Source organism: Microbacterium sp. CPCC 204701 (genome assembly GCF_004010105.1).
In the GTDB taxonomy this organism is placed as follows: Bacteria; Actinomycetota; Actinomycetes; order Actinomycetales; family Microbacteriaceae; genus Microbacterium.
Genome location: NZ_RRYE01000031.1, coordinates 1 through 17,107 on the forward strand (window position 1 = coordinate 1; position 17,107 = coordinate 17,107).

Here is a 17,107-nt window from a genome sequence, read left to right on the forward strand (position 1 = left end):
CGCCGGACTCTACGTCAGCGAGATGATCACGACGCGCGCGCTGGTCGAGCGCAACGCCACCACGATGCGGCTCATCACGCACCACGAGTCCGAGACGCCGCGCTCGATCCAGCTGTACGGTGTGGATCCCGCGACCACCGAGGCCGCAGTGCGCCTCCTGGTCGAAGAGGACCGCGCCGATCACATCGACCTGAACTTCGGATGCCCCGTGCCCAAGGTGACGCGCAAGGGCGGCGGAGCCGCGCTGCCGTGGAAGATCGGCCTCTTCCGCGACATCGTCACGCGCGCCGCGCGCGTCGCCGGCGACATCCCCCTCACGGTCAAGATGCGCAAGGGCATCGACCCCGACCACCTCACCTATCTGGACGCCGGCCGCATCGCCGAGGACGCCGGAGTCGCGGCCGTGGCCCTTCACGCGCGCACCGCGTCGGAGTTCTACTCGGGCGAGGCCGACTGGTGGGCGATCGCGAAGCTGAAAGAGGCCGTGACGAGCATCCCGGTGCTCGGCAACGGCGACATCTGGTCGGCGGACGACGCCGCGCGCATGATGATCGAGACGGGATGCGACGGCGTGGTCGTCGGGCGCGGATGCCTCGGGCGTCCGTGGCTGTTCGGCGATCTCGCCCGCGCGCTGGGCTCGCCCGGCGCTGCGTCTGCCGGACCGGTCGATGCGACGCTCGGGTTCGTCGCGCAGGCGTTCCGCCGGCACGCGGAGCTGCTCGTGGAGTTCTTCGAGGACGAGGGCCGCGGATGCCGCGACATCCGCAAGCACGTCGCCTGGTACTTCAAGGGCTACCCGGTCGGCGGCGACCTGCGGGCGAAGCTCGCGACCGTCTCGAGCCTCGACGAGATCGACGACCTCCTCGCAACGATGGAGCTCGACGCCCCTTATCCGGGCGCCGCGGCGGAGGGCCAGCGCGGCCGTGGCGGCACCCCGAAGCGTCCAGCGCTGCCCGAGGGATGGCTGGACTCCCGCGAGCTCGGGGCCGAGGCATCCTGCGCCCTCGCCGAAGCGGAACTCGACCACAGTGGCGGGTGACCTCGTCGGCGCGTCCGACCGTCCCCGCGGTTACGACGACGCGGACGCCGCCCGCTTCCATGCCGAGCATCACCGGTCGCAGCGCGACGACTTCGCGCGGGACCGGGCACGCGTGCTGCACTCGGCGGCGCTCCGCCGTCTCGCCGCCAAGACGCAGGTGCTGAGCCCGGCCAGCCCCGCGGACTTTGCCCGCAACCGCCTCACGCACTCTCTCGAGGTCGCGCAGGTCGGGCGTGAGCTCGCGACGGCGCTGCACCTGGCGGCGGACGTCGTCGACACCGCCTGCCTGAGCCATGACCTCGGGCACCCGCCGTTCGGCCACAACGGCGAGCGCGCGCTCAACGAGTGGGCCGAAGACATCGGCGGGTTCGAAGGGAACGCGCAGACGCTGCGGATCCTCACGAGGCTCGAGCCCAAGGTGATCGACGACGACGGGCGCAGCTTCGGCCTGAACCTCACGCGGGCGAGCCTCGATGCGTCGTGCAAGTACCCGTGGACCGCGGATCACCCGCTGCCGGATCCGGGCGGCCGGCTGAAGTTCGGCGTGTATCCCGAGGACGAGGCGGTCTTCCGGTGGCTGCGTGAGGAGGCACCCGGGCGCGTGCGCTGCATCGAGGCCGAGGTGATGGACCTCTCCGACGACATCGCCTACTCGGTGCACGACTTCGAGGACGCGATCGTCAACGGGTATCTCGACCCGGCGATGCTCGCCCACGGAGCCGAGCACGATGCACTCCTCACCGCGATCCAGTCGTGGGTCGGCTTCGACTTCGCTCGTGACGAGCTCGAGGACGCGCTGTTCCGCCTGACCCGGATCCCGGAGTGGATCGACGGGTTCGACGGGACACGCGCCGACCTCGCCCGCCTGAAGAACCTGACGTCCGACCTGATCGGCCGCTTCGCCCGGGCCGCGACGACAGCCACGCGCGAGGCGTATGAGGCCGGCGTGCTCACGCGCTATCGCGCTCACCTCGTCGTGCCCCGTGTCGTCGAGGCGGAGATGGCGGTGCTCAAGGGCATCATCGGCGCCGCGGTCGTGTCGATCGAGGGTCGCAAAGACCTGTACAAGGAGCAGCGCCGACTGCTGAAGCGGCTGGCGAGGGCCCTATGGGAGCGACCGGAGGCACTCGATCCCCTGCACGGGCAGGACTTCACGGCAGCTGAGACGGATGCCGCACGCCGCCGCGTCGTGGTGGACCAGGTCGCGAGCCTCACCGACCAGCTGGCGATCGCGTGGCATGGCGCCCTCGTCGCGCCGGTGGATGCGGCATCCGTCGGCGTGTGGGCGCCGGGCGCACGACCCGTCGACGCGCGATCGCGCGAGGGGCGCTGATGGCCGGGCGGATCCGTCAGGCCGACGTCGACGAGGTCAAGGCGCGGACCAACATCGCCGACATCATCGGCGAGCGGGTCGCGTTGAAATCCGCCGGCGTCGGGTCGATGAAGGGCCTGTGCCCGTTCCACGACGAGCGCAGCCCGAGCTTCAACGTGCGGCCGCAGGCGGGGTTCTACCACTGCTTCGGCTGCGGCGAGTCCGGCGATGTGTACTCGTTCCTGCGCGCGATGGACCACGTCTCGTTCACCGAGGCGGTCGAGCGCCTCGCGGCGCGCATCGGCTACACGCTGCATTACGAAGACGGCGGCGCGGCTCCCGAGCACAGCGGACGCGCGCGGCTGTACGCGGCCAACGCCGCCGCGGCGGAATTCTTCCGCGGGCAGCTGACCTCGTCGGAGGCTGACATCGCACGGCGGTTCCTCGGGCAGCGCGGGTTCGACGCGGGAGCCGCCGCGCACTTCGGCGTCGGCTACGCCCCCAAGGGCTGGTCGTCCATGCACTCGGCGCTGCGATCGCAGGGGTTCAGCGACGAGGAGCTCAGCTCGGCGGGTCTCGTGTCGCAGGGCCAGCGCGGGGTCTACGACCGATTCCGCGGCCGGGCGGTGTGGCCGATCCGCGACGTCACCGGTCAGGTGATCGGGTTCGGTGCACGCAAGCTCTTCGACGACGACCAGGGCCCGAAGTACCTCAACACGCCCGAGACCACGATCTACAAGAAGGCTCAGGTGCTCTACGGACTCGACCTCGCCAAGCGCGACATCTCGCGCGAGCACCGCGTCGTCGTCGTCGAGGGCTACACCGACGTCATGGCGTGCCACCTCGCCGGCATCACGACAGCGGTCGCGACGTGCGGCACGGCCTTCGGCTCAGACCACATCACGGTGCTCCGCCGCGTGATGGGCGACGACTCGACCGCGGGCGAGGTCGTGTTCACGTTCGATCCGGATGCCGCAGGCCAGAAGGCCGCGCTCCGCGCCTTCGCCGACGCCAAGCGGTTCAACGCCCAGACCTACGTCGCCACCGGCCCCGAAGGGCTCGATCCATGCGATCTGCGGCTCGCCCGGGGCGACGGCGCGGTGCGTGCCCTGGTCGAGACGAAGGTGCCGATGGTGGAGTTCGTGCTCGACCAGCGCATCTCGGGATTCGACCTCGCAAGCGTCGAGGGGCGCGTCGGGGCACTACGAGCAGCCGCCCCTGTGGTCGCAGAGCTGCGGGACCGGCTGCTGCAGCCCGAGTACGTGCGCGTGCTCGCCCGTCGACTCGGGATGGACACGGAGGACGTACGACGCGAGGTCGACCGAGCCGGCCGCGGAGGCGGCGTCACCCGGCGCGAAGCAGGCGCGGAGCCTGGGCCGAAACCGGCGCCCGGCGTCGATCCCGGAATGCGCGTAGGGATCGCCGAGCTGCCGCGCACGCCCGAGGCGGGCCTCGAGCGGGATGCGCTCATGGGGGTGCTGCAGTTCGGCCACCGCCTCGACCCGGCTCTGATCGAGCGGGCGCTCGAGCCGCCGTTCCGCCACCCCGCCCTCGATGCCGTCCGGATCGCCGTACGGGGCGCGGCCGACCGGAAGCGGCCGGGCTGGGCGATCGACGCCATCGACTCCGTGCGCGAGCCGTACCGCACGCTCGGAGCGGAGATGCTCGCCGGGGACTTCCCGGCCCTGAGCGACGACGCGGCCGTGGCGTCCGCGGGAGACCTCCTGCGGCGCCTCGTGATGAGAGCGCTCGATCGTGAGAAGGCCGAGATGCTCGGTGCGATCCAGCGCGTGCCTGCCGACTCGGAGGAGGGCCGCGGCATCCGGATCCGGCTCCGCGAACTCGACGCGCAGCGTCGCACCATCGCAGACGAGGCGTGACGCGCCGCGCCGTTGGCATCGGCGGCGCCCGCAAGGCAGGATGAGGGCATGCCCCGACGACGAGACGCTGAGGTCGCGATCCACTGCTCGGATCTCTCGATCGCGCGGGTCGGGCGAGGCGGATCGGCCGCCCGGGTCATCGATGGCGTGTCGTTCGTGCTCGAGCACGGCGCAGCCCTCGCGCTCATGGGGCCGACCGGCGCCGGCAAGTCGTCGCTCGCCGCGGTCCTCGCGGGGGCTGACGAATCAGGGCTCGCGGTGGTGGGCGGCGCGGCCCACGTCGAAGGGATCCCGGTGCGCCACCCCGGCCGAGCCCACCGTCTGCTCACGTACTACTGCGGTCATCTCCCGCAGTCTGCCGGCGCCCACCTCCCCGCGCGACTCACTGTCGGCGAGGTGATCGGCGAGCCCATCACGAGCCGCGACCGGCGCGTGAATCAGCGGGCTCTCGCCGTACGGGTGTCGGCGCTGCTCGACGAGATGATGCTTCCGCTCGGTGTGGCCGCCAAGTACCCCTACGAACTCAGCGCGGGCATGCGGCAGCGCGTCGCATTCGCGCGTGCCCTGGTGCTCCAGCCTCGCGTGCTCATCGCCGACGAGCCGTTCGCGAATCTGGATATCGAGGTGCGCAAGGCCGCCCGGGACGCCATCCTGCGCCGCCGACGCGACTTCGGCATGGCCGCGCTCGTCGTCACCAACGACGCGGAGGTCGTTCGCGACCTCGACGCCGACGTGCTGGTGCTCCGCGCCGGCCACGCGGTCGCGTACGGCCATGGCACCCGCGACCTGCTGTGGACTCCGAGCGCGGAGGCCGACCGGCGGTTCGTCGGGTCATGACGGTGTGCGCTCGGTGTCATGACCACCCTGCGGGCTTTGCTAATATGGACTGGTTGCCCGCGCGAGAGCGCGGACATTCCTCCATAGCTCAATTGGCAGAGCAATCGGCTGTTAACCGATAGGTTCTTGGTTCGAGTCCAAGTGGGGGAGCGAAGGCCCCGAGGCTCCACCCTCGGGGCTTTCTTCATGCGCGGCGTCGCGTCGTCAGGCTTCGAGGTCGTCGATCCCCGGCGTCCACGCCTCACCGGGACGGCCCCAGCCGCGCTTGCGGACGATCTTCTGCACGGTCTTCCAGTCGCCGTCGCCGAGACGGTCGACGTAGAGCACGCCGTCGAGATGATCGAACTCGTGCTGCATGATGCGGGCGCGCCACCCGTCGACCTGGATCCGGACCGGCTCGCCGTCGAGACCGATGCCCGTCACGAGCACCTCCTCGGATCGCCGCAGCGGGAACCGCTCGCCGGGGAACGACAGGCACCCTTCCGACTCCTCGTCGGGATCCGGCTCGCCGGGTTCGGCCGGGCGCATCCACAGCGCGGGGTTGATGATCACGCCGCGCCACGGGTTGCCGTCGTCGTCCGGGTACGAATACGTGAAGATGCGCAGCGGCACGCCGACCTGCGGTGCTGCGAGACCCACGCCGGGCGCGGCATCCATCGTCTCGAACATGTCGGCGACGAGTTCGCGAATCTCGTCGCTGATCGCCTCGACGGGCGATGCGGGGGAGTGGAGGACGGGATCGCCCATGATGCGGATCGGGAGAACGGCCACGCCTCGAGCCTATCGGGGGCGCCTGCGGTTAGTGTCGTCATGTGGTGTGGACGGTGGTAGAGCTCGAAGAAGTCGGCGATCAGCTGATCGGCGCGTTCCAGAACCCGCGCATCCTCATCGGAATACCGCTGGCCCTCCTCGGTGCGGTGTTCATGTCATTCGGGGCGCAGTACCAGCATCGCGGCGTGACGAAGGTCGAGCGGCTGAGCGGCTCGACGGGGAACCAGGGCCTGGGTGCGGGGCAGCTGTTGAAGCTGCTCTCACGCCCGTCGTGGGTGCTCGGCACCCTCATGCTGGGCCTGGCGATCGTGTGCCAGCTGTCGGCTCTCGCCTTCGCGCCGCTCATCGTGGTGCAGCCCCTGGGCGCGATCGCGCTCGTGATCACGACGCTCCTGAACGCCCAGATCACCGGTCATCGCCCGACGAAGCGATCCCTGATCGCGATCGCAGCCTGCGTGGGCGGCATCTTCCTCTTCGTCACGATCGCCGCCCTGTTCGCCACCGAGAAGGCGGTCTCGAACGGCCAGCTCATCACGATTCTGGTCCTCCTCGGTGTGGTGACCATCGTGTTCGCCGGCCTATGGTTCTGGCTCCGCAAGCGCGTCGGCGCGCTGTTCTACATCACCGCGGCGGGTGTCATCTACGGCTTCGTGGCGACGCTTGCCAAGGTCGTCATCGTGCGGATCCAGACGGGGGACTTCGACTGGCTCACCTTCACGTGCCTCGCCGCTCTCATCGCCGCTGCGATCGTCGGCGCGTACTTCGTGCAGACCGCCTACTCGTCGGGCCCACCCGACCTCGTGGTCGCCGGCCTCACGGTGGTGGATCCCCTGGTGGCGATCCTCATCGGCCTGCTCGTGCTGCAGGAGGCAGCAGGTGCGCCGTTGTGGGTGTACATCGCCTTCGGCGTCGCGGGCGCCATCTCGGTATGGGGTGTGTTTCAGTTGGCGAGGCACCATCCCCAGATCATCAGCGACAGTCAGGAGCTGCCGATCCGGCGTGGCAGCGGAGGAACGACGGATGCCGCGCACCCGCGCACCGGATCCATCCGGGTGACCGAGGCCGTCGCCAAGGTGTGGCCCGAGCCGCCGGTGAAAGACCCTGCTGACGGGTCCGGCCCGCACTGATCGCAGGGAGGCCGGCCGTCCGGGTAGGCTCGTCTGCGCACGCATGTGTAGGGGGCGGTGGCCAAGCTGGTCAAGGCAGCGGGCTCATAACCCGACGATCGTGGGTTCAAGTCCCACCCGCCCTACGGCCAACGCCGTCGCCCGCAAGGGCGGCGGCGTTCGCTCATACCAGCCGATGCGAATGCGATCACCCTCTTTGCTCTTGGGCGGGCGCTCTGTCGGCGCGCGTCGTGTTCCGTGTAGCGTCAGCGGCATCACAGTGTCCCTGGCTCCCCACGGAGGCGAACGATGAAGTTCTTGCAGAGGCTCGGAAGATCGATCATGCTCCCGGTGGCCGTGCTGCCGGTCGCGGCGATCCTCGTCGGTATCAGCAACTGGATCAAGGGAACGGTCGGCGGCAGCGTCGTCGTCGACTTCCTGTTCGTCGCCGGAGTCGCACTCCTCGACAATCTGGCGCTGCTGTTCGCGATCGGCATCTCGTTCGGCATGTCCAAGAAGAGCGACGGAACGTCGGCGCTGGCGGGGCTCGTCTCCTGGCTCGTCGTGACATCGCTTCTCAAGCCCGAGTCCGTGATGCTGCTGATGGGCGTCGATGACGTGAACGAGGTTCCGGCTGCGTTCGCGAGTGTCCAGAACGTGTTCGTCGGGATCCTCTGCGGTCTCATCGGAGCGTTCTGCTACAACCGCTTCAGCGAGACGAAGCTGCCTGATGCGCTGTCGTTCTTCTCCGGAAAGAGGTCGGTCGCGATCGTCGCGGCGGGCGTATCGCTCGTCCTCGCGGTCCTGCTCTTCTTCATCTGGCCGTTCGTGTACAACGGTCTGGTCACCTTCGGCGAGTGGATCTCGGCACTCGGCCCGCTCGGGGCTGGGATCTATGGATTCCTGAACCGGCTCCTCATCCCTGTCGGGCTACACCATGCGTTGAACTCGGTGTTCTGGTTCGATGTCGCCGGCATCAACGATCTGAACAACTTCCTCGCCGGGACCGGCACGTACGGCGTGACCGGGCAGTACATGACCGGCTTCTTCCCCATCATGATGTTCGGCCTGCCGGGTGCGGCGCTCGCCATGTATCTGACGGCCAAGACCACGCGCCGGAAGATCACCTACGGGATCCTGCTCTCGGCCGCCATCGCGTCCTTCTTCGTCGGCGTCACCGAGCCGCTGGAGTTCGCCTTCATGTTCCTGGCTCCGGTGCTCTATGTCGTGCACGCTGTCTTCACCGGCATTTCCATGGCCATCGCCGCGATTCTGCCGGTGCGCATGGGATTCGGGTTCTCGGCGGGGTTTGTCGACCTCATCCTGAACTGGACCAACCCGATGGCGCAGAATCCCTGGCTCATCCTGATTATGGGCCTCTTCTGGTTCGCCATCTACTTCGTGGTGTTCTACTTCTTCATCAAGCGCTTCAACCTGAAGACACCGGGACGCGAAGACGACGAGATGCTCGAAGAGGGCACAGACCTCGACACGCACGCAGAAGACGACGCATACCTCGTGACAGCCGGCCGCTTCATCGACGCCCTCGGTGGCAGACAGAACATCGTCGAGCTCGACAACTGCGCGACGCGACTGCGCATGGAGGTCGCCGACGTGGCGAAGGTCGACGACACCGCGCTCAAGCGGGCGGGGGCCGCGGGCACGATGAAGCCCGGCGGCACTTCCGTCCAGGTGGTCTACGGGCTCAACGTGCAGTTCGTGAAGGACGCGATGGAAAAGATCATGTCGGGCGAGGCGACGGTGCCCTCGGGCGCCGCGCCCGAGGTCGCGTCGACGTCGCCCGCGGCATCCGTCGATGCCGGCGGCGGCGGCGTCCTCACCGCAGCCCCGACCGAGACCACGATCACGCTGCGGCAGCCGCTCGCGGGCAGGGTCGTGCCGCTGTCGAAGGTTCCGGACCCGACGTTCGGACAGGGGATCATGGGCCCCGGCCTCGCTGTCGAGCCCACGGGCGACACGGTGGTGGCGCCCGCGAACGCGACGGTCGGGGCCACGTTCGAGAGCGGTCACGCCGTGGCGCTCGTGCTCGGCGACGGCACCGAGCTGCTCATCCACGTCGGCATCGACACCGTAGGCATGAAGGGCGACGGATTCGAGACGCTCGTCGAGAAAGGGCAGTCGGTGAGGGAGGGGACGCCGCTGCTGCGGTTCGACCTCGACCGGATCCGTGCCGCAGGGCACCCCGCGATCACCCCGGTGATCGTGCTCAACAACGAGAACGCGAAGATCGAGTTCGTCTGACAGGTGCCAAGGCGGTGGCGGTGCCGCGGCATCCGTCACCGCCTTCTCACATGGCGTTGCCGATGTAGGAGTACTTGACGAACACCTCGGGGGCCAGGCCCGCCTCGTCGAGGACGCCCTGCACGGCGCTCAGCATGTAGCTCGAGTCCCAGCCCATGTAGAGCGAGTGCTCGTCGTCGAGACGGTCCCACTGCCCATTCCACGACTGTGCGGTGTACACCGGCCCGCCCCGGCGGGCGCTGTACGAGACCACGGCGTCGCGCGCGTCGGCCCACAGGCGCTTGAACACACGGTTGAAGAGGTGCTTGACGTCGTAGATCTCCCAATGCTCGCCGCAGTACTCCACGTACGACCACTCGCGATGCCAGCCGGGCGGCCATCCCCGCCGGCGCACGGCATCGAGGATGGGGGTGAGGCCGTCGTCGTCGATCGCCGGCCCGCCGGGGCGGCGCCACACGTGCACGAACCGCTCGGTGAGTCGGGCGGAGCGCTCGGCGATCGCAGCAGTACCCCACGACCCGCGCTCGGCCAGCTCCGCCGTCGTCGCCACGGAGCTGCGCGCGTACAGAGCCTTCTTCTCGGGAAACGAGCGGTCGAAGGCGCGCGAGGCCAGGTGCTCCTCCAGCACGGTCAGGTTGCCGATCGTCTGGGCGAGCGCCCGGTGGCTGTTCTGCTCGTCCTCGGTATAGGAGGACCACTCGCGCACGCCGTCGCCCGACCATGAGTCGCTCGGAGCGAGCGGGAAGACGTGCTCGAGCTCGAGCCCCTCCGCGCCGTCGACCCCAGCGATCCGGCCGAGGACGTACGCCGCGTGGGGAAGCTCGGAGTACTTGAGCGCGACGGCGATCCGCTCATCGGACGGCGTGATGCGCGACAGCGCCGAGACGAAGGCGTCACGGCCTTCTTCGCGAGCGCGGCACAGGCGAGCGACCAGCCGGTCGGTGCCGGTGCCGACGACGGAGCGCCGCACCAGCAGCGACTGCACCATCTCGAGCGTCTCGAGCATCTCGGCGCGGTCGATCCGACCCTGCTCGAGGTCGCGGTAGGCGCGCATGACGAGCGGATACATGCCGGAGCCGAACGTGTTGAGAGAGCGCAGCTGACGTGCGATGCCGGCATCCGGCTCGTGCGCGGGATCGAGGAGGAGCCGGTACACGCGCGCGAGCGCGCGCCACTCCTCGGCGTGCGCGAGGAGGTCGGCGAACTCGAGCCGCGGAAACTCGTGCCGGAACGCGTCATAGACGCCGCGGCCGCCGACGACCGTCACCTCTCGTCCCGTCCTCATCGTGAGGTACTGGCGCCAGAAGGCCGCGATCTCGTCGCCCGTGTCGCGTTCGATCGGCTGCCAGAAGTCCGACTCGACGCGGCGCTGCTCGGCGTGATTGAGCCCCATCAGCACGTAGTTGTGGATGAGCTCGTGATCGCGGAGGGGCTCGCCGGTGGAGTTGAGGCTCTCGAAGATCTGCTGCGCGTTCGCTCCTGCTCCGAGCGTGATGGCGACATGCTCGAGCTTCTGCAGCCCGCGCCAGATGTGAGGTGCCTCGTCGAGACTGATCTGGCTGCGGAAGAACGCGTAGTTGTCGTCGAAGCGCGAGTCGCGCTGTTCGCCGGACGTCGGGGACAGATCCAGGACGACGCGCTCGAACACCGACGCCCACGCCGGGTGCGGGCGCAGTTTCGTGCGGGAGGGATCCTGGGAGTGGACCAGCACACGCTGGAGCTCGTCTGCCAGCTCGGGATGCGCCTCGCGCACCGTGTGCTGCAGCGCCGCCACCAGCAGCATCAGCGTCGTGGTGCGCTGCTGGCCGTCGATGAGGACGAGTTCGGTGTCGCCCGACCCGCGGCTGGCGGACGAGAGGATCGAACCGATGAAGTGCATGTGGCGATCGTCGAGGTCTGCCACCGCGCGGATGTCGGCGAGGAGCTGCTCGCAGCCGCCGATGTCCCAACGGTACTGCCGCTGGTAGACGGGGACGACGATCGTCCAGTCCGCGGCTGACAGCCACCCGATCGTGTTGACGGCAGTCGCGTCGACATTCGTGGCAGTGACCATGGCCCGTCCAGTCTATGGGCGTCGTCTCGCGCGCTGACCGCGCCGGGCCGCGTCTTCCAGGGCTGTCAGGGTGCCGAGGTAGGCTTGCCTAAGTTGAGCCTGTAAAAACGCGCTGGCTCACTGACCGAAAGGCATGATTCGTCATGGGTTACATCAAGTCCGCCGTTCTCGATGAGACCGGCTTCGTGGTGCTCGACTCCTACAACGAGGAGATCGACCCGAAGGAATGGCTGTCGATCGAGTACGTCGACTGGAAGTCGTCGGGTGACACCCGCTTCGCGCCGCTGGCCTCGGCCAAGGGCGAGATCGAGTGCAACGGCTTCTGGAACCACACGCCTCCGCGCACCGACAAGGACGGCGTCTGGATTCCGTCGCAGGTCGAGAAGGCCCCGACCCTCACCCGCCGCGCTCAGGAGCCGGGCGCCAACGTCGGCCGCTGCCGCATCATCGAGCTGCAGCCCAACAGCTACGCCGACGCGCTGTACAACCTCCACCAGGATGACAACAACCGGCTGAACCCTGACGGCACGGGGTGGGTCGTGCGCGGGTTCTTCAACCTCACCGACGACAAGAACAGCTACTTCGTGCTGCGCGAGAACCGCACCGACCCGAGCATCGAGTACCGCGTCGCACTGCCTGCGGGCGCGCAGCTCATCGTCGACACCCAGCGGCTGTGGCATGCCGTGCACCACGACGGCGACGAGCCCCGCTACTGCCTCATCACGTCGTGGGAGTCCGGCCCCGAGCTCGACGCGTACATGGAGAAGTACCATGCCCGGCCGACCACCGACCAGTTCGAGGTCCCGCAGGACGTGCTCGACGCCGGGCAGGCCGAGCAGGCTCGCCGTGACGCCGCACGCGCTGCGTACTATGCAGCCAAGGGCAAGGCCGAGGTCCAGGCGATGAGCGAGGCCTGAGCCTCGCCTCTCGGCAGAAGGACGATCGAGGGCGGTCGAATCACACTCTTGTGATTCGACCGCCCTCTCCGCGATAATGGCGGCAGCACAACCGAAGAGCAACGCCGTGATCCGGTCTCAGGTCGTAGGGGAAGACGCACCTGACGAACGGAGAGAACATGGCGACACCACAGGCGCGTGGGGTGATCTACATCCACTCCGCGCCACGCGCGTTGTGTCCCCACCTCGAGTGGGCAGTGGGGCGTGCCCTCGGGCGCGCCGTCAGCTTCGACTGGGCCGACCAGCCGGTGCTTTCCGGCAGTCGTCGGAGCGAGTTCTACTGGGAGGGCGCGGCGGGTACCGGCGCTGCTCTCGCGACCGCGATCCGCGGCTGGGAGCACCTGCGGTTCGAGGTGACGGAGGATCCCACACCCCGTAGCGACGGCGGCCGCTGGCTGCACACGCCGGGACTCGGCATCCACTACGCCCAGACCGACTCCGCAGGCAACGTCGTCATCGGCGAGGATCGCATCCGCTACGCGATGGAGATCGCCGGCGGAGACGCCCTCGAACTGCAGCGCGAGCTCCAGGTCGCGCTCGGCGCCGCGTGGGACGACGAGCTCGAGCCGTTCCGGCACGCGAGTGACGAGGCTCCGGTGGTGTGGCTGCACAAGGTCGGATGAGTTCAGCGGCCGTCGCCGCACGCGGCGGCGGTCCGCGAGACACGGGCAGGGCGAGGCGTGACTATCGGATGCCGGTGATCGGACTCCTGGCGCTGCGAAAGCGAATCGTCACCGCCCGTGCTCGACGAGACGCCCCCCGATGGCTTGTGAGACCGTCGAAGGGTCCCGGGGGCGTCTCGTCGTGAGCGCTGTCGCCGCGAACGGCGTCAAACCGAGGCGAACGCGGCGACGGCGTTGTGTCCGCCGAAGCCGAACGAGTTGCTGATCGCCAGCTGCTGACCGTCGCCGAGCGCATCGGTCTCACCCGAAATGCGGAACGGCACCTCCGGGTCCTGCGTGGTGATGTTGATCGTGGGCGGTGCCACGCGATCGCGAATCGCGAGGACCGTGAAGATCGCCTCGAGCGCGCCGGTGCCGCCGAGCAGGTGGCCGGTAGACGCCTTCGTCGCCGAGACCGGGATCTGGTCGATGCGGGGGCCGAAAACCGTCTTGAGGGCCGTGTACTCGTTCGGGTCGCCGACCGGCGTCGAGGTCGCGTGCGCGTTGATGTGCGTCACGTCGTCGGGGGAGGCGTCGGCCATCTCGAGCGCCATGCGCACTGCACGGGAGGCGCCGAGTCCTTCGGGGTCGTTGGCCGTGATGTGGTACGAGTCCGCCGTGACGCCGCCGCCGACGACGGCGGCGTAGATCTTGGCGCCACGGGCACGCGCGTGCTCCTCCGTCTCGAGAATGAGGACTCCGGCGCCCTCGCCCATGACGAAGCCGTCGCGATCGACGCTGCAGGGGCGCGACGCGGTGGCCGGGTTGTCGTTGCGGCGCGACAGCGCCTGCATGGATGAGAAGGCGGCGATCGTGATCGGATGGATGGTCGATTCGGTCCCGCCCGCGATCACGACGTCGGCGAGCCCCGCGCGCAGGTGCTCGACCGCGTTCACGATCGACTCGGTGCTCGAGGCGCACGCGCTCGCAACCGTGCGGGCGTATGCGCGCGCGTTGAAGTGGAGCGAGAGGTTTCCGGCAGCGGCGTTGGGCATGAGCATGGGCACCGTCATCGGAAGCACCCGGCGCGGGCCCTTCTCACGCAGAGTGTCCCATGCGTCGAGCAGCGTCCACAGCCCGCCGATTCCGGTCGCGAAGTCGACGCCGAGCCGCTCGGGCTCGATCTCGGGGCTGCCGGCGTCGGCCCATGCCTCCATCGCCGCGACCAGCGCGAACTGCGAGGACGGGTCCAGACGCTTGGCCACAGGACGCTCGAGAACGGTGTCGGGGCGCACCTTGGCCTGCGCGGCGAACGTGACGGGCAGCTGGTACTGCTCGACCCAGTCGTACTCGAGGGTCCGGGCGCCGGAGGCGCCGTCCAGGAGTGCAGCCCAGCTCTCGGGTGCCGTGCCGCCCAGGGGCGACGATGCTCCGATGCCGGTGACGACGATGCGGGAGGTGCTCATGTGTGGTGGAAGTCCTCGTGGGTGTGCCGGTGGGGGCCGCAGCCCCCACCGGGGGATTACGCCTGGTTCGACGTGATGTAGCTGACGGCGTCGCCGACGGTCTTCAGGTTCTTGACCTCGTCGTCGGGGATGGTGACGCCGAACTTCTCCTCCGCGTTGACGACGATCGTCATCATCGAGATCGAGTCGATGTCGAGGTCGTCGGTGAACGACTTCTCGAGGGCGACCTCGTCGGCCGAGATGCCCGTCTCGTCGGTGATGAGCTCGGCGAGTCCGGCCAGAACCTCGTCGTTGGTGAATGCCATGGGTTTCTCCTGTTTCTTAGGGGTCACGAGCCCGGGGGCCGGGTCTCAGTCTAGAGTCGGGGCCTGCGGGCTCAGGGGAGCACGACCACCTGAGCGCCGAACACGAGGCCTGCGCCGAAGCCGATCTGGAGCGCCAGGCCGCCGCTGAGATCCGGGTGCTCCTGGAGGAGGCGGTGGGTCGCCAGCGGGATCGACGCCGCCGAGGTATTGCCGGTCGTCTCGATGTCGCGGCCGACGATGACCGTGTCGGTAAGCCCGAGCTGCTTGGCGAACTCGTCGATGATGCGCATGTTCGCCTGGTGGGGCACGAAGGCGGCGAGATCGGCTGCCTCGATCCCGGCGGCCTCGAGCGCCTGCCGCGCGACCTTCACCATCTCCCACACCGCCCAGCGGAACACCGTGGGACCCTCCTGCCGCAGCGTGGGCCACGGGGCTCTGCCGTCGCGGAAGTCGGTGAGCGTGTGGTTCATGCCGACGGCATCCGCCTTCGAGCCGTCCGAGCCCCATACGGTGGGGCCGATCCCCGGGGTGTCGCTGGGGCCGACGAGCGCGGCGCCCGCGCCGTCGCCGAGCAGGAACGAGATGCTGCGGTCGGTCGGATCGACGATGTCGCTGAGCTTCTCGGCGCCGATCACGAGCGCATAGTGCGCAGCACCTGCGCGGATGAGCGCGTCGGCCTGAGCGATGCCGTATGCGAAACCGGCGCACGCCGCGTTGACGTCGTAGGCGGCAGCCGGGTTGGCACCGACCCGGTCGGCCACGATCGCCGAGACGGACGGCGTCTGCTTCGGGTTGCTGACGGTCGCCACGATGACGGCGTCGACCTGGGACGCATCGACCCCGGAGCGCTCGATGGCCTCGCGAGCGGCATCCGTCGCGAGATCGATCGCATCGGTCTCCGCGACCGCACGCGTGCGCGTCACGATGCCCGTGCGCTGACGGATCCACTCGTCGCTCGAGTCGATCGGGCCGACGAGATCGTCGTTCGGAACGGCGGTCTCGCCGCGAGCGGCGCCGTACGAGTAGATGCGGGTGTGCGCGGGCCCGGTGGGCTGCACGATCGAGCGGGTCATCGGGTGTCTCCGGTCAGGCGTCCGCGGCCAGCAGGGTCGCGGCCGCGTCCAGGTCGGCGGGGGTCTTGACGGCGACGGCCGGCACGCCGCGCAACGCGCGCTTGGCGAGTCCCGTCAGCGTGCCCGCGGGCGACAGCTCCACGATGCCGGAGACACCCGCGTCGGCGAAGGCCGACATGCAGAGATCCCAGCGGACCGGGGATGCGACCTGGTCGACGAGCAGGTCGACGAACGCGGACCCGTCGTCGATCGCGCGTCCGTCACGGTTGCTCCACACCGCCACGGCGGGCTCGGACGCCGCGACCTCGGCGGCCGCCGCGCGCAGCGTCTCGACGGCAGGAGCCATGTACCGGGTGTGAAAGGCGCCGGCGACCTGGAGCGGGATGACCCGCGTGCCGGCGACGGGTTCGGCCGCGAGGGCCTGGAGTGCGCCGATCGCGCCGGCGACCACGAGCTGTCCGCCGCCGTTGTAGTTCGCCGGGGCGAGATCGAGTTCGTCGAGCCGAGAGAGGACGGATGCCTCGTCGCCGCCGATCACGGCGCTCATACCCGTCTCGGCGATCGCGGCGGCTTCGGCCATCGCACGACCGCGGATGCCGACCAGCGTGAGGGCGGCCTGCTCGCTGAGGATCCCGGCCGCGGCAGCAGCAGCGAACTCGCCCACGGAGTGACCGGCGACACCGCCCACGTGGTCGCGACCGGGGAGCGCATTCCACGAGAGCAGGCTTGCGGCGACGATGAGCGGCTGCGCGACCTGGGTGTCGCGGATGCGGTCGGCATCCCACTCGGTGCCCGCGGCGATGAGGTCGACGCCGGACCACTCCGAGTACTGCGCGAGGCGATCGCGAGCGCCGTCGACGTCGAGCCAGGGAGCGAGGAAGCCGGGGGATTGCGAACCCTGCCCGGGGAAGACCGCGATTCTCACCGTTCCATCCTGCCAACGATCGCGGGGCGGGTTCTGGCGACACCGTCACAAGAATCAGGGAGGGCTTTGTGCGCGTCCCACACAGTCATGGGCGTCCTTCCTGGTCAGACCGGGCTGCGGCGCGCGTTCTGCGGCCGGCGTCGTGTCGCGTCCGTGCCGATCGAGCCGAGGACCAGCGCCGTCTGCAGGATGAGCGCCTCGCGCGGCCCGGTGGCGTCCCAGCCGATCACTTCGGAGACGCGTTTGAGCCGGTAGCGCACGGTGTTGGGGTGCACGAAGAGCTCGCGGGCGGTTGCCTCGAGCGACCGGCCGTTGTCGAGGTACGCCCACAGCGTCGCGACCAGATCGGTACTGTGCGTCTGCAGCGGACGGTAGATGCGCTCGACGAGCGTCTGCTTCGCCAGCGGATCGCCTGCCAGCGCCCGCTCGGGCAGGAGGTCGTCGGCTTCGACCGGGCGCGGCGCGTGGCGCCACGCACGCGCGACGGCGAAGCCCGCCAGCGCGGCGCGGGCGCTCTGGC

General features: G+C 69.3%; 15 protein-coding genes and 2 tRNA genes. 10 read left to right on the forward strand and 7 right to left on the reverse strand.

The annotated features are described in order from the left end of the window. The 5 genes from dusB to EIO58_RS04240 all read left to right on the forward strand — a co-directional run. The coding region (dusB, locus tag EIO58_RS04220; protein WP_127818435.1) for a tRNA dihydrouridine synthase DusB at window positions 1-1,039 on the forward strand (1,039 nt) is incomplete at its 5' end. Next, window positions 1,029-2,372: a deoxyguanosinetriphosphate triphosphohydrolase gene (locus EIO58_RS04225; RefSeq protein ID WP_127818436.1), complete on the forward strand. Its 1,344-nt coding sequence runs from the start codon at window positions 1,029-1,031 to the stop codon at window positions 2,370-2,372. The genes dusB and EIO58_RS04225, both read left to right, overlap by 11 nt. After that, entirely contained in the window at window positions 2,372-4,231 is a 1,860-nt protein-coding gene (gene dnaG, locus EIO58_RS04230) for a DNA primase (protein WP_127818437.1), read from the forward strand. Before EIO58_RS04225 ends, dnaG begins: the two co-directional genes overlap by 1 nt. 48 nt (window positions 4,232-4,279) lie before the next feature. Beyond that, on the forward strand, window positions 4,280-5,068 hold the full coding sequence (locus EIO58_RS04235; protein ID WP_127818438.1) for an ATP-binding cassette domain-containing protein: 789 nt from the start codon (window positions 4,280-4,282) through the stop codon (window positions 5,066-5,068). A gap of 77 nt (window positions 5,069-5,145) precedes the next feature. Continuing rightward, a tRNA-Asn gene (locus tag EIO58_RS04240) sits at window positions 5,146-5,218 on the forward strand. Window positions 5,219-5,272: 54 nt separating this feature from the next. Here EIO58_RS04240 and def read toward each other — a convergent pair. Next, window positions 5,273-5,839: a peptide deformylase gene (gene def, locus EIO58_RS04245; protein WP_127818439.1), complete on the reverse strand. Its 567-nt coding sequence runs from the start codon at window positions 5,837-5,839 to the stop codon at window positions 5,273-5,275. A 41-nt stretch (window positions 5,840-5,880) separates the two neighbouring features. Between def and EIO58_RS04250 the strand changes: the two genes are divergently transcribed. The 3 genes from EIO58_RS04250 to nagE all read left to right on the forward strand — a co-directional run bounded on the left by EIO58_RS04250 (window position 5,881) and on the right by nagE (window position 9,207). Next, window positions 5,881-6,966 carry a DMT family transporter gene (locus tag EIO58_RS04250; RefSeq protein ID WP_127818440.1) on the forward strand — a complete coding sequence of 362 codons (1,086 nt, stop codon included), beginning with the start codon at window positions 5,881-5,883 and terminating at the stop codon, window positions 6,964-6,966. Window positions 6,967-7,017: 51 nt separating this feature from the next. Then, window positions 7,018-7,091 (forward strand) — tRNA-Ile (locus EIO58_RS04255). Window positions 7,092-7,254: 163 nt separating this feature from the next. Beyond that, a complete protein-coding gene (gene nagE, locus EIO58_RS04260; protein WP_127818441.1) occupies window positions 7,255-9,207 on the forward strand; it encodes an N-acetylglucosamine-specific PTS transporter subunit IIBC in 1,953 nt (650 codons plus the stop codon). A 46-nt stretch (window positions 9,208-9,253) separates the two neighbouring features. On the opposite strand, the gene EIO58_RS04265 is transcribed toward nagE, so the two are convergent. Next, a complete protein-coding gene (locus EIO58_RS04265) occupies window positions 9,254-11,260 on the reverse strand; it encodes a DUF262 domain-containing protein (protein WP_127818442.1) in 2,007 nt (668 codons plus the stop codon). 143 nt (window positions 11,261-11,403) lie between these two features. Between EIO58_RS04265 and EIO58_RS04270 the strand changes: the two genes are divergently transcribed. Together EIO58_RS04270 and EIO58_RS04275 are read left to right on the forward strand one after the other, a co-directional pair. Then, complete coding sequence (locus EIO58_RS04270; protein WP_127818443.1) at window positions 11,404-12,177, forward strand: hypothetical protein; 774 nt, start codon at window positions 11,404-11,406, stop codon at window positions 12,175-12,177. 158 nt (window positions 12,178-12,335) lie between these two features. Then, on the forward strand, window positions 12,336-12,839 hold the full coding sequence (locus EIO58_RS04275; RefSeq protein WP_127818444.1) for a DUF3145 domain-containing protein: 504 nt from the start codon (window positions 12,336-12,338) through the stop codon (window positions 12,837-12,839). 206 nt (window positions 12,840-13,045) lie between these two features. Here EIO58_RS04275 and EIO58_RS04280 read toward each other — a convergent pair whose 3' ends face one another. The 5 genes from EIO58_RS04280 to EIO58_RS04300 form a co-directional block, all read right to left on the reverse strand. Further along, window positions 13,046-14,284 carry a beta-ketoacyl-[acyl-carrier-protein] synthase family protein gene (locus EIO58_RS04280; RefSeq protein ID WP_127818445.1) on the reverse strand — a complete coding sequence of 413 codons (1,239 nt, stop codon included), beginning with the start codon at window positions 14,282-14,284 and terminating at the stop codon, window positions 13,046-13,048. A gap of 56 nt (window positions 14,285-14,340) precedes the next feature. Further along, entirely contained in the window at window positions 14,341-14,589 is a 249-nt protein-coding gene (locus EIO58_RS04285; RefSeq protein WP_127818446.1) for an acyl carrier protein, read from the reverse strand. A 71-nt stretch (window positions 14,590-14,660) separates the two neighbouring features. Continuing rightward, complete coding sequence (locus EIO58_RS04290) at window positions 14,661-15,662, reverse strand: beta-ketoacyl-ACP synthase III (RefSeq protein WP_127818447.1); 1,002 nt, start codon at window positions 15,660-15,662, stop codon at window positions 14,661-14,663. Between the two features lie 13 nt (window positions 15,663-15,675). Continuing rightward, the gene (locus tag EIO58_RS04295; RefSeq protein WP_127818448.1) at window positions 15,676-16,587 is read right to left on the reverse strand and encodes an ACP S-malonyltransferase; all 912 of its coding nucleotides are present in this window, start codon (window positions 16,585-16,587) and stop codon (window positions 15,676-15,678) included. A gap of 104 nt (window positions 16,588-16,691) precedes the next feature. Further along, the coding region (locus EIO58_RS04300) for a PucR family transcriptional regulator (protein ID WP_164861525.1) at window positions 16,692-17,107 on the reverse strand (416 nt) is incomplete at its 5' end.

Excerpts from the sequence above, each read along its gene's own strand:
- nagE (WP_127818441.1), top strand. The coding sequence starts at position 7,255 with ATGAAGTTCTTGCAGAGGCTCGGAAGATCGATCATGCTCCCGGTGGCC.
- EIO58_RS04265 (WP_127818442.1), bottom strand. The coding sequence starts at position 11,260 with ATGGTCACTGCCACGAATGTCGACGCGACTGCCGTCAACACGATCGGG.
- EIO58_RS04290 (WP_127818447.1), bottom strand. The coding sequence starts at position 15,662 with ATGACCCGCTCGATCGTGCAGCCCACCGGGCCCGCGCACACCCGCATC.
- dnaG (WP_127818437.1), top strand. The coding sequence starts at position 2,372 with ATGGCCGGGCGGATCCGTCAGGCCGACGTCGACGAGGTCAAGGCGCGG.
- EIO58_RS04270 (WP_127818443.1), top strand. The coding sequence starts at position 11,404 with ATGGGTTACATCAAGTCCGCCGTTCTCGATGAGACCGGCTTCGTGGTG.
- EIO58_RS04285 (WP_127818446.1), bottom strand. The coding sequence starts at position 14,589 with ATGGCATTCACCAACGACGAGGTTCTGGCCGGACTCGCCGAGCTCATC.
- EIO58_RS04275 (WP_127818444.1), top strand. The coding sequence starts at position 12,336 with ATGGCGACACCACAGGCGCGTGGGGTGATCTACATCCACTCCGCGCCA.
- EIO58_RS04280 (WP_127818445.1), bottom strand. The coding sequence starts at position 14,284 with ATGAGCACCTCCCGCATCGTCGTCACCGGCATCGGAGCATCGTCGCCC.
- EIO58_RS04235 (WP_127818438.1), top strand. The coding sequence starts at position 4,280 with ATGCCCCGACGACGAGACGCTGAGGTCGCGATCCACTGCTCGGATCTC.